Consider the following 12,322-nt stretch of genomic DNA (forward strand, 5'->3'; position numbering starts at 1 on the left):
GAAGATTGCTTTCTGTGTGCTTATCGCGAAGGATTCCGTCCGTTAGCTTTCGGACAATCCTGCGCTGTTGCTCTCAGGGCTTGAACCGCTTTCCCGTCGAACGCTTTTAAACTCAATCAGCACCAGTACCGAAGGCACAACCAGAAGAATCAGTACGGTACCAAAGGCCAGACCGAAGACCAGAGAGGTAGCCATCGGGATCAGAAACTTGGCCTGCAGCGAGGTTTCAAACAGGATAGGAATCAGGCCAGCGATGGTGGTTAGCGATGTCAGGAGTACTGCTCTTAAACGCTGACAGGCTGCTTCCTCGATCGCCTCCAACACCTTCATGCCATCTTCTCTCAGCTTCTGATAAAAGGTGATCAGAACGATGGAGTCATTGATCACAATGCCGGACAGGCCAAAGAAACCGAACAGGGAGAGCACCGTCAGATCCATACCCTGCACGAAGTGCCCAAAGATTGCACCGGTCAGACCAAAGGGAATGGCGATCATAATGGCTATCGGCCAGCGATAGGAGGCGAATACCCAGGCAAGAATAATATAGATCAGGGACAGCCCCAGAATCAGTCCGGTTTTCATATCTGCCATGGTTTCCTGCTGACTGGCAGCACGGCCTTCGTAGCTGATGCGAACCGGATATTGCTGTCTTAGCTGTGGCAGAATCTCTTGTTCCAGCTGACTGATGATAAGGTTGGAGTTGGAAACGGCATCATCAACATCGGCCATTACAATGACCGACAGTTCGCCATCGACCCGACGCAACAGATCCAGCCCACGACGGTATTCAAAGTGAACAACGGTGCTTAGAGGCACGCTGCTACCGTTTGCCAAAATAATCGGCATCTGTTCCAGGCTGCTGAGATAATTGCGCTGACTTTCCGGCAGGCGAATGCGGACATCGATATTGTCGTCACCCCGGTAAAAACTCTGTACCACGATACCTTCCAGCGCGCTTCGCAGCTGACGCCCCACCAGATTGATATCCAGTCCCAATGCTTCCCCGGCGGGAGTGAGTGAGAAGATCAGCTGCTGGCTGCCAAAGGGCAGGTCATCATCAATATTGCTCACTCCGGCGTAGCTTTTAAGGCGATCCTGAATCTGCAACGAGAGCTGTTTCAGAAGATCGATATCATTACCGGACAGTTTAAGTTCAATCGCTTTGCCCGGTGGACCGTTACGGGGCTGGGTGATGATCAGCTTCTCAAGGCCAGCGGGTTCTGTGGTGCGTTTTCGCCACTCGGCCATCAGAGCGGAATTACTGATATTACGCTCTTCTGCCGGAACCAGAGCAACCGTCAGACTACCAAACTCATCGCCCAGGCTTTGGCCGTTAACACCGGTATCCAGTGATGCCATGTGATGATGCACCACGACATGATCCACCAGCTTCTGACCGAAGTGTTTTTCGGTATCCCGGAGTGCCAGTTCAAGACTGTCCAGATAATCGTAAATACGTTCCGGTGGCGTGCCCGCAGTGAACTGCACCTGCGCATTCAGGGAGTCACTGTCGACCACGGGGAAGAAGGTGAATTTGACTCGACCACCTGCTAAAAGGCCGATGGCAATAATTAACAGCCCAAAGGCGGTCGCCAGAGTGGCGGCGCGATGATGCACTGCATAGCGCACCATGCGGCGAAAGCTGTGATCACGGAAATGGTTAAAGCGAGCATCAAATTTTTGTCGCCATTGGCTCTCTTGGTTTTCTCCGGTTTTGCCGCGACGGGCTTTACGGAAGCTGTGATTCAGGTGGCCGGGTAAAACCAGAAAGGATTCCACTAATGACGCTGCGATAACACAGGTCACCACAATAGGGATATCTACCAGAATATTGCCGATAACTCCGCCCACCATAAATAGCGGCAGGAAGGCTGCGATGGTGGTCAGGGAGGAGGAGACCACAGGAGCCAGCATGCGTTGCGCGCCGCCAATGGCAGCGTGTTCAACCGGTTCCCCCTGCTGAACATGGGCGAGGGTGTCTTCGCCCACCACAATGGCATCATCAACGATGATGCCCAGCGCCATAATCAGGCCAAAAAGACTGATCATGTTGATGCTGCCGCCAATTAGGTAGAGCACCGCAAGGGTGGCAAGAAAGGATACGGGAATCCCGACGGCGACCCACCAGGCGACACGCACATTCAGAAACAGAAAGAGAATAGCGATCACCAGAATCAGACCGCCAAGGCCGTTGTTGAGCAGGAGTTCGATCCTTTCCTCAAGGAATTTCCAGCGCTCGTTATAGGCGATCACTTCAATGCCTTCCGGAAGCTGAGGTTGGATCTCCTGTAGCCACTGTTTCATGATCTCAGCGGATTCCAGGGTGTCATCCGCCAGAGAGCGCTGAAGCTTAACTTCAATTGCAGGGCGGCCTTCGTAAACAATCTGATGCTGATCATCCTGTTCCTGCAGCACGACCTGTGCGATATCCCGCAGGAGCAGATATTCACCGTTCTGATTGGTTTTAATCGGAAGAGCCAGAAAACCTTCAACATCCCGTTTCTGATTCAGTCCCCGAATCTGCAGGGAGCCATCTTTTTTCGCAGCAATACCTGCGGGAATATCCAGACTGCGGGATCGAATGATTCCGGCCAGCTGCTCCAGACTCATGCCCAGTTCATGCAGGCGTTCCACAGAAACCTGAATGCTGATCTCCTGCTCCGGCATACCGGTTAGGGTGATTTTGCGAATACCCCGGCGCAGTAACTGATCTTCAATATCTCTGACAAAGGGGCGAAGCTCATCCCGGCTGGTCTGGCCAACCACCAGCAGCGTTGCAATATCATCGTAGCGGATGATCTGCTGAATCAGAGGTTCTTCGGCTTCTTCCGGCAGTGTGGTGATGTAGGATACCTGCTGTTTAACCTCGTCCAGAATCTTGTCGAGATCAGCAAACTCTTCCACCTCCAGACGAATTTGCGACATGCCTCTTCGGGAATCGGCGTAGACTTTGCGGATGTAATTGACGCTTTTCAGCTGCTGTTCAATGGGAATAGTGATGCCATCCTGAACATCTTCAGCGCTGGCGCCGGGCCAGACCACCTGCACCACAATGACATCCAACTCAAAGTCCGGAAAGAACTGGGTGTTCAGCCTGTTGAGTCCCATCAAACCCGCCAGAATCATCAGGGACATCAGAAGGTTGGCGGCAACCTTGTGGGTAGTAAATAGCTGAACAAAACCCCGAACCATGCCTTGCTGCTGCATCAGTTACTCTCCGCAGATAAGGATTGCTGAGGCACAGGAGCAGTCTCAGATTGAGCATCCTTCCCCGTAACGATCTGAATGGGAAGTCCGGTTATTGCGTTGGGCAGCTGGGTGGTCAGAATCTGAGAACCTGCTGGTAGTGTATCTGCTGAAATCAGAATACTGAGCTTGCCATCATTGGTCTCAATCGTCCCCAGTCGCTGGACGCTCCGGCTGACAAGCTGCCCGTTCTCTACCAGATAGATGCGGTTTTGTCCGTAGAAAGCGGTTCCCGGCAGGGCAATAGCCTGTTTCACTTCGGGCAGATAAAGCGTGACCGCCAGTGAGAGCCCGATGGGCAGTTGTGTCAGTGCGGGGTGGTTCGGGCTAAAACGAAACAGAGCATCGATACCGCCCTGACCGGAGCGTACCTCGGCACTTAAACTTCTCAGCTCCAACGGCAGTTGAGCGCCCTGATAATGGGCGAGAGCGTGAAGCTTAAGCTCAGAGGTATCGTCCTTGTTGTTATCCAAAAGCAGATTCAGGCGGGGGAGCAGGTCTCCCGGTAGCTGTGCCCGCAGCTCCATCTGTTCCTGAGAATAGAGGGTTGCCAGAGCTTTACCTGGGCTGACTCTGTCACCGGGAGCAACCATAAGCTGGCTGATGCGGGCATCGAAGGGCACTTTGGCCTGCGTCCGTTCCAGATCGAGCTGAGCTTGCTGATAGAGAGCATGGGCTTTGTCTCTCTGAGCGGTCAGCTGCAACAGGCGATTGTCGAAGTTACGAATACTCAATTCACGGTTAGCAAGAGTCATCTTCTGTCGGATTAGGGCCTGTTGAGCTTCATCCAGTGTGGATTGAGATGCCGAGCCTTGTCGGACCAGAGATTTCAGGCGTTGAACGCTGGCCTGATTAAGCTCCAGCAGTGCCTGATCCTGTTTCAGCAGGTTGAGGTTGTTTTCTTGCTGCAGCTTCTCACTGTTAAGTAGGGCATTCTGGTTGTCCAAATCTGCTTTACGCTGCTGTAGCAGTATCTGGCTATCTCTGTTGTCCAGTTCAATCAGAATATCGCCTTTAGGCAGGAGTTCGCCTTCAAAAGCATGAATCGCGGTGACGTACCCATTAACGGCAGCGGTGATTTGCGTTTGGAAGGGGGATTCGGTTTTACCAAGCAGCTTGATCTGAGGGGTAAAAGTTCCGGGTGTTACCCTTAACACGCTAACCGGCCAGCGTTTTTCAGTGACGGGTTTAGCTTCGGGCTGAGGTTTAGTGGCTTTTAACAGGGCAAATATCGCAATGGCGATACCCAGAATGATGGCAACAATAATGACCGGCTTAAACGCCTTTACGCGATCAGAAAGCCCCATGGCTGGTTCCTTGTATGAATTCTGATAGGCATCCTGCTGTGACAGGTAAGAGGATATTTCGCTGTTATATTAATACGATTGCATCGAATTTTATATTTAAAATACCTAATATTTGTTCAAAGGGATCCATAATTCGCATTTTTGGCGGATTGGAAACGAAGAAAGCTGCTCATGAGAGCAGCTTTCTTGTCGGGTGTGAGAGGTTTTTTGGCGTCGATTAACGCAGCAGGATTTCACCGGCTTCCAGATAGAAGGTGGCTTTACCAAAGTCCTCTTTAAGCACGCGTCCGGTATCGGCAATCACAATGTTGCAACCTGAATAGGCTTTTTTCAGGGCTTTCACCCGGGACTTACGACGTGCCTGAGCTTCCTGTTCCAGTTCATGGCGGCGTTGTTCCAGGGCAGCCATTGCATTACTGATGGTTTCCCGGGCTTTCAGAATCTGCTCTTTCTTCTCCGGTGAGATACGACGCTTCTCTTCCCGGATGCGGTGGATCAGGGCTTTAAGTTGTTTGGCCTGTTCCATGCCTTCTTTGAGTTTCTGCTGAACCTTGCTCATTTCATCACGAACAGCATCCAGAGGTCCTACTTCAAGCAGAGTGGGTACTGATGCCAGCGTGCCCAGCTGACCGGCTTCGATATAGTCGGTAGCCAGAACATGACCGCCAACCAGCTGTCCGGCTCCGGAAAGTTTCACCGAATCAGATGCCCATAGACGGCTGTGCATAATAAGCTTCTGGGCCATAATACTGGCGTTGCTTTCTACCCAGGCATCCTGAATAAAGCGGGCTTTGATATTGCCTTTAGCGCGAACCACTGCATTGTCTTTTGTCGGTTGATCGGCGCTCAGGCTTGGGGATTTCAGACCGATGATTCCGCCACCAATCTCGATGTTGCCACCGGAGACTACAGTGGCATTATCAACCAGGCCGCCAATCTTGATATCTCCGGTAGCTTCCAGAAGCATGCCCGGGTTAACACCTTGTTTCACCTGCACACTGCCATCAAAGCGAATATTGCCTGAACCAAGGTTCACTTCTTCCAGCTTAAGGATGTTTTCGACGTGTACGCCCTGATCGGTAAATACCGGCATTCCTTTGATAGTGGAAACATAAGTATTACGGTCGGCGTAATCAGCACGAACACTCGGGTCTAATTTGAACTTCTTCTCTTTGCCGTGATAGGCCTTGAGAGCTTTACCGCTCACCGAGAAACCATCTTCACCGGGTACCGGGGCGGTAATTTTAAAGAGAGGGGTCTCTTCCGGCAGAACCGGGAAATCTCCCAGTTCGCGGAAATCCACCTGATCCTTGGTGCCTTTAAGCACTTTAGGGCGGCGCTCAGACATCTCTTCAACCAGAGGAATCAGTTCGCCATCTTTGCCGTCCTTTGGTTTCTGGCCGAAGGCGATCAGATAGCAGCAAGGTTCAGTAATATGCTGAATACCCTGAGTAGAAAAAAGTTTGTCGATCAGCTCAGTATCCAGGCCCCGGAAAATCCGGTTTTTCTGTAAAGCGGAATCAAAGGATTCCCGGGAGGGTGGCAGACCTTTACCCAGAGCAGGGATAATCTCAACGCCTGCAATCGTTTGGTCCGGAGTGACATAAACATGCACTTCTGCATCAACCGGGCCACCAATCTCGATTTCAAAACTTCGGCGTTGTTCAACCCCCCGGGAGAGGTCGTTCAGGCGAGCTTCATAGAGAGGGAAATCTTCTTCGCTGTATCCCGCTTCGGCAACCATCTGGCGAACGGCTTCAACAGAGATAGGCAGAACCTGAGGGCCCGGTTTAAAGCGGGCGATGAGTCGGTTACCGCTTTCATTAAGAAAAAGCTCCAGTCCGGTTTGATTTTCTTCTGTCGCTTCCGGAGTGGTTGGGTTCTCTGGTGAGTCCTGGGTAGGCTGCTCGCTTGTTTTTTCTGCAACGTCCATATTGGTCTGACTATCGTTATTATCGTTCGGGTTCATAGCGTAGGATCGCCCTGAGGAAATACAGTCTTAATTTGCTGACTTCACCATAAAGTGTATTTAGATTCCACACTTATAATAGGACGACAACGATTTTTTACCATTGTGTGACCTATATTAACGAAATAAAAATGTATTTATTATTCGGTTTTAGAGATCAAAGCTAAGAAACTTGTATTCATAATCCTGCATTTTTGAAATGTAATTGTTTTGTATTATTATTCGTGAGAAATAAAGGGCTTAGCGTAGGCAAGGCCAATATTTCAGGTTATTATCCTTGGCTGCTACCGCTTTTGGCGTCGATTCTCTATTCGGTTAAACTGGCGGAATCCAAGAGATCATTCGCTGGATTGCTCTGGTAAGACATGCCAAAGATGCGGTATTAGAAAGTAATATTTTAAGGGTTAAAGGGTATTTAATGGCTGATTCATCTAAAGTTCGCGAATTGCGCCTGAAAAGGCTGCTGGGGATCGTGCTCTTGTCTGAGCTGATGTCCGGTAAACGCAATTTGCTGAATGTGATGCTGGATAAAGGCACCACGATGGAGAAAGACCGTAAAGAACTTGACCTGCCTCCACTGCCGCACAATGCATGGCAGGGGCTTCCTCTGAAGCAGCAGCTTCGCAAGGCGCGACTGGAATCCGCTATTCTGGCACTTTCCACTGAGGATCGTACGGTAAACCCCAAGAAGAAGCTGGTTTATCAGGATCATATCTACGCGCCATCACAATCTTCTGCAAATGGCAGCAAATCCTAAGCAAATTCCACTTTTTTTGCTCTAGGCTATACCTTCGTTTATCAGACTATCGCATAATTAGCACCCGTTAAAACTGAGCTTTTGCTCAGGTGCTCTGATTTGAATTTATGCGTTTCCTAGTCCGAGGGTTCCTATGACAGTCCATGTAATCAAACATCCGCTGGTTCAGCACAAGCTGGGCCTGATGCGTCAACACGGTATCAGCACGAAAAGCTTCCGTGAACTTTCCTCCGAAGTCGGCACCCTCCTGACCTACGAAGCCACCAAAAGCCTGGAAATGGAACACGTAACCATCAAAGGTTGGGATGGTTCTGATATTCAGGTTGAACACATCAAAGGTAAGAAGATTACCGTTGTGCCGATTTTGCGTGCCGGTCTTGGCATGATGGACGGCGTTATGAAGCTGATTCCAAGCGCGAAAGTGAGTGTTGTTGGTCTGCAGCGTAACGAAGAAACCCTGGAGCCCGTTCCATACTTCGAAAAGCTGGTTGGTAAGATTGATGAGCGTATCAGTCTGGTTATCGACCCTATGCTGGCAACTGGTGGTTCTATGGTTGCAACCATCGATATGCTGAAGAAAGCGGGCTGTAAAGATATCAAAGTGATCGTTCTGGTAGCGGCACCTGAGGGTGTTGAGCGCACGCTGGAAGCGCATCCTGACGTAGAAATTTTCACTGCATCCGTTGATGATCACCTGAACGACAAGGGTTATATCATCCCGGGTCTGGGTGATGCGGGCGATAAAATCTTCGGAACTCTGTAATACCGCTTCAGCGGTCCTGGCATGTGCTCATGCCGGGCCCTATTGAGTTTGTCCGATCTGAAATAAAACGCTTTTCCACTAAAAAGAATAATCCGGGTGTGACATGACCTCAGAAAACCAGTTCGCTTCGGCGACCTCTCCTAAAACGATTCTGACCGGGGCACAAATGCTGTTTGTTGCCTTTGGTGCGTTGGTATTAGTACCTCTGCTAACCGGGCTGGATCCAAACGTAGCTTTGTTTACCGCAGGTTTCGGTACGCTGATCTTCCAGATCGTGACCCGTGGCAAAGTGCCTGTTTTCCTGGCGTCTTCATTCGCGTTTATCGCGCCTATTATCGCCAGTGTACAAAGCTGGGGTATCCCGGCAACCATGGGCGGCCTGCTGGCTGCGGGTATGGCGTACCTGCTGTTGAGCGGTATTGTTCGCGTGAAAGGCGCTGATGTGCTGCACCGTATTCTGCCTGCGGTTGTTGTTGGCCCGGTTATTATGGTGATCGGTCTCGCGCTGGCACCTGTTGCTGTAAACATGGCGATGGGCAAAACCGGTGACGGTTCCGGTGTACTGGTTGCTTACGATAAAGCGATCATCGTCTCTATGTTCTCTCTGGTGGTTACGCTGCTGTTTGCTGTGTTCTCCAAGGGCGTTTTCCGCCTGATCCCGATTCTGGCGGGTGTTGTAGCGGGTTATACGCTGGCACTGTTTATGGGGATGGTGAGTTTTGCCCCGGTTCAGGAAGCAGCTTGGTTTGCTGTGCCTTCATTCACAATGCCTGAGTTCCACTGGCAGGCGATCTTGTTCATGGTTCCGGTTGCGATTGCTCCGGCGATTGAGCACGTTGGTGATATGGTGGCAATCAGCCAGGTAACCGGTAAAGATTATCTGAAGAAACCGGGTCTGCACCGCACCCTGCTGGGTGATGGTCTGGCAACGTCCAGCGCGGCTCTGTTCGGTGGTCCGCCAAACACTACATATTCTGAAGTAACCGGTGCCGTAATGCTGACCCGTAACTTCAATCCGGTTGTGATGACCTGGGCTGCGGTATTTGCCATTGTGCTGGCCTTTGTTGGCAAGATGGGTGCGATTCTCCAGACCATTCCTGTGCCTGTGATGGGCGGTATCATGACTCTGCTGTTTGGTTCTATTGCCGTTGTGGGTATGAACACTCTGGTTAAGTCCGGTCAGGATTTGACTGCGCCGCGTAACCTGAGCATTGTTGCGCTGATTCTGGTGTTCGGCATCGGTGGTATGTATATCGGTGGTGGCGAGTTCAGCCTGCAGGGTGTGAGCCTTTGCGCCATTGTTGGTATCGTTCTGAACCTGATTTTGCCGAAGCATCTGGGTGAAGAAGAAACCAAATAAACAGAGAAAGCTCTCAAGGTTTTCTTTATCGAGAAACCTCCGGTGTAAACCGGAGGTTTTTTGGTTTTTGGACTATCGTTTTGGAGAGTAAGAGTAAATATTCTTAATGCTTTGCAAGGATTAGATTAGGCTTAGAAATTATAATAGTATTCAAGGTTCATATTTCGCTTCAATGGATGGTGGCGGTGAGCCGAAAGGCTGATATCAGATTACGCGAGTTTAGGACGGAAATTTTATGCAAGAAAAAGAGATGGTTAAATCCGGCAGCGATGCGCAGGAAGATTATTGTATTGCGCGTCAGCCTATTTGTGATGAAAACCTGAAACTTGCTGCCTACGAGCTTCTTTATCGTAATAACGCCACAACGACCAACGCCAGCGTCAGCAGCCCCCATGAGGCAACTGCTCGTGTCTGCACTGTAGCCTTTATGGATATTGGTATTGATCGGTTAGCGGACAAACATCCCGTGTTTATTAATATGACCGACGAGTGGCTGATCAAAGGGGATATGTTGCCTGAGCCAGCTGAGCGTATCGTGCTAGAGGTGCTGGAAGATATTAAACCGACCCCGGAAGTGCTTGCGGGCCTTAAAAATCTTCGGGCTCGTGGCTATAAGATCGCTCTGGATGATTTTGTTCTGACTCAGGAAACCAAAGCCTTTCTGCCCTACGCGGACCTGATCAAGCTGGACGTCATGGCGTGTTCCGTTGAGGTGTTGGAAAAACGTGTTTCTATTCTTAAGCGTTTGAATGTGCCGCTTCTGGCTGAAAAAGTTGAAACCTGGGAAGAGTTTGAAGCCTGTAAAGCCATGGGTTTTACTCTGTTTCAGGGGTACTTCCTGTCTAAGCCTGAAACCATGCAGAGCCGTCCTAAATCCGATAGCGGTATCGTTTTGACTCAGCTGATGGCGATGCTTCACCAGGCTGAGCCTGATGTGACTCAGATTGAGCAGCAGATCTCCCGTGATCCTCAGCTTTATTACCGTATTCTTCGCTATATCAACTCTGCGCAATACTCTTTGCCCCGTAAGATTGAAAGCTTGCGCCAGGCGATTGTGCTGTTAGGTTTTGATAACCTTAAATCTCTGGTCAGTATGATGGTGCTGGCGGGTTCCAGTCGTCGTGGTGATACCCTGATGCCGATCGCTCTGTTGCGGGCGAAAATGTGCGAATGTCTGGCCGCTAAAACCGGTAAGACCCCGGTGGAAAGCTACTTCACCGTTGGCCTGTTATCCATGCTGGATGCTTTCTTTGATCGCCCGCTACCTTCGATTCTGGAAGACCTCTCTCTGCACCCGAGTGTTGAATCAGCTTTGGTCAGCTATGAAGGTGATCTGGGTGAAGCCCTTAAAGTCATTGAGGCATACGAGAAAGCGGACTGGAACTTTGTCGAACAAAGCTCTTTCGATCGCCATGTACTCACCGAGTGCTATGTCGAAGCGATGGCCTGGGCTGACGAAGTGATAGGTGTTGCGGCCTAAGTTTCTCCTTGAAACCTGAAAAGATTACGCCCGAATATGCCAATGTTCGGGCGTAACTATTTTCAGGGGGAAATATTGTCTAATGCGCTGACGTGACGACATAAATAGATTAGACTTGTATATCTGTACAGTATTTGAGCCTGCAGGTATGCGAAAAATAATTCACGCGGATTGCGACTGCTTTTTTGCCGCTGTCGAGATACGTGATAACCCCTCCCTGATTGATAAGCCCATCGCAGTTGGCGGAGATGCTGACAAGCGTGGGGTTATTGCGACCTGTAATTACTCAGCCCGTGCTTACGGTGTGCGTTCTGCTATGCCAACCGCGCAGGCGCTCAAGCTTTGCCCTGATCTGATTCTCTGCAAAGGGCGGATGGATGAGTACAAAGCGACTGCAGCTGCCATTCGTGAAATCTTTTTTGAGCTGACTGACCGTGTTGAAGTAGTTTCAATCGATGAAGCCTATCTGGATGTTACCGATGTCGCCGAGTTTCAGGGCAGTGCGACCCGCATGGCTCAGTGGCTTAAAGCCGAGGTGGTTAAGCGCACCGGCGTTACCATCTCAACGGGAGTGGCCGCAAATAAGTTTCTTGCCAAGGTGGCTTCCGACTGGCAAAAGCCCGATGGTTTATTTGTGGTCACCCCAGATCAGGTGGAAGATTTCGTAATCCAGCTACCGGTTGGCCGTATTCATGGGGTGGGAAAGGTTACCGAAGAGAAGCTGAAGCGCCTCGGAATTGAAACCTGCGCCGATCTGCAGCAGAAAACCGTTAAGCAGCTGACCGAGTGGTTTGGCAAGTTCGGCCTGACCCTTTACCAAAGGGCGAGGGGGGAGGACTATCGGGAGGTAGTAACCGAACGTGTGCGCAAATCCGTCAGTGTAGAGCGTACCTATTCGGAAAATATCACCCGGCAGGATGATCTTGATCAGGCACTGGATCGCTTGTTGCCTGTGTTGGCGCGACGCTATCAGGGTTATGAAGACCGGCAGATCCGCAGCGTCTTCGCCAAGGTACGCTTTGCTGACTTCTCATCCACCACCGTGGAAACGGCTTTTGGTTCTGAACTGATAAGCTCGGTTTCATCGACGGAGTCTTCAGATGCCTCTGCAGAAGGATTATCCGACATCGTTGCCGATAAGCAGGCTGAGTATTCGGTTGCTTGGTTGAAGCGGGCGCTTTTTTACCCTCTGATGCAGGAGGCCGTAAGTCGTGGTTCACTGAATATCCGCTTGCTGGGGATTGGTGTCAGATTGCGAGACCCGGCAGGACCTTCTGAACAACTCAGCCTCTTTCCGGAATAGTCTCGCCTCAAAGACCATGACTTCATCATGACCAATTTTTGACTCAGTCAGGTTTTTTCTTCATCCCCCTGTTTTCCTTAGTGATATTTTGAGCCAAATTGCATAGGATGGCGTAATCAATTTTAAATCTTCATGTT

General features: G+C 50.4%; 8 protein-coding genes. 5 read left to right on the top strand and 3 right to left on the bottom strand.

The genetic code is table 11. The features are described 5' to 3' along the window. Window positions 1-42 precede the first annotated feature (42 nt). The 3 genes from BV405_RS00455 to BV405_RS00465 form a co-directional block, all read right to left on the bottom strand. The gene (locus BV405_RS00455; protein WP_086478890.1) at window positions 43-3,207 is read right to left on the bottom strand and encodes an efflux RND transporter permease subunit; all 3,165 of its coding nucleotides are present in this window, start codon (window positions 3,205-3,207) and stop codon (window positions 43-45) included. Further along, window positions 3,207-4,553: an efflux RND transporter periplasmic adaptor subunit gene (locus BV405_RS00460; protein ID WP_086478891.1), complete on the bottom strand. Its 1,347-nt coding sequence runs from the start codon at window positions 4,551-4,553 to the stop codon at window positions 3,207-3,209. Before BV405_RS00460 ends, BV405_RS00455 begins: the two co-directional genes overlap by 1 nt. Window positions 4,554-4,770: 217 nt before the next feature. Then, entirely contained in the window at window positions 4,771-6,522 is a 1,752-nt protein-coding gene (locus tag BV405_RS00465) for a flagellar assembly protein A (protein ID WP_086478892.1), read from the bottom strand. A 418-nt stretch (window positions 6,523-6,940) separates the two neighbouring features. Here BV405_RS00465 and BV405_RS00470 point away from each other — a divergent pair, with 418 nt between their 5' ends. From BV405_RS00470 to dinB, 5 genes are all read left to right on the top strand, one after another. Further along, window positions 6,941-7,279, top strand: a complete 339-nt coding sequence (locus BV405_RS00470) for a hypothetical protein (protein WP_086478893.1) — start codon at window positions 6,941-6,943, stop codon at window positions 7,277-7,279. A gap of 133 nt (window positions 7,280-7,412) precedes the next feature. Continuing rightward, window positions 7,413-8,042 (top strand): uracil phosphoribosyltransferase, encoded by a 630-nt coding sequence (gene upp / locus BV405_RS00475; protein WP_086478894.1) that lies wholly within the window; start codon window positions 7,413-7,415, stop codon window positions 8,040-8,042. A 103-nt stretch (window positions 8,043-8,145) separates the two neighbouring features. Continuing rightward, entirely contained in the window at window positions 8,146-9,402 is a 1,257-nt protein-coding gene (locus BV405_RS00480; RefSeq protein WP_086478895.1) for a uracil-xanthine permease family protein, read from the top strand. A 235-nt stretch (window positions 9,403-9,637) separates the two neighbouring features. Further along, a complete protein-coding gene (locus BV405_RS00485) occupies window positions 9,638-10,882 on the top strand; it encodes an EAL and HDOD domain-containing protein (RefSeq protein WP_086478896.1) in 1,245 nt (414 codons plus the stop codon). Between the two features lie 148 nt (window positions 10,883-11,030). Then, window positions 11,031-12,185 carry a DNA polymerase IV gene (gene dinB, locus BV405_RS00490; protein WP_086478897.1) on the top strand — a complete coding sequence of 385 codons (1,155 nt, stop codon included), beginning with the start codon at window positions 11,031-11,033 and terminating at the stop codon, window positions 12,183-12,185. The last annotated feature ends 137 nt before the right edge of the window (window positions 12,186-12,322 follow it).

Source organism: Oceanospirillum sanctuarii (assembly GCF_002150805.1).
Lineage (GTDB): Bacteria > Pseudomonadota > Gammaproteobacteria > Pseudomonadales > Halomonadaceae > Oceanospirillum > Oceanospirillum sanctuarii.

What these genes read in the sequence shown, in the direction of transcription:
- BV405_RS00455 (WP_086478890.1), bottom strand. Translation starts at nt 3,207, where the DNA reads ATGCAGCAGCAAGGCATGGTTCGGGGTTTTGTTCAGCTATTTACTACC.
- BV405_RS00460 (WP_086478891.1), bottom strand. Translation starts at nt 4,553, where the DNA reads ATGGGGCTTTCTGATCGCGTAAAGGCGTTTAAGCCGGTCATTATTGTT.
- BV405_RS00465 (WP_086478892.1), bottom strand. Translation starts at nt 6,522, where the DNA reads ATGAACCCGAACGATAATAACGATAGTCAGACCAATATGGACGTTGCA.
- BV405_RS00470 (WP_086478893.1), top strand. Translation starts at nt 6,941, where the DNA reads ATGGCTGATTCATCTAAAGTTCGCGAATTGCGCCTGAAAAGGCTGCTG.
- upp (WP_086478894.1), top strand. Translation starts at nt 7,413, where the DNA reads ATGACAGTCCATGTAATCAAACATCCGCTGGTTCAGCACAAGCTGGGC.
- BV405_RS00480 (WP_086478895.1), top strand. Translation starts at nt 8,146, where the DNA reads ATGACCTCAGAAAACCAGTTCGCTTCGGCGACCTCTCCTAAAACGATT.
- BV405_RS00485 (WP_086478896.1), top strand. Translation starts at nt 9,638, where the DNA reads ATGCAAGAAAAAGAGATGGTTAAATCCGGCAGCGATGCGCAGGAAGAT.
- dinB (WP_086478897.1), top strand. Translation starts at nt 11,031, where the DNA reads ATGCGAAAAATAATTCACGCGGATTGCGACTGCTTTTTTGCCGCTGTC.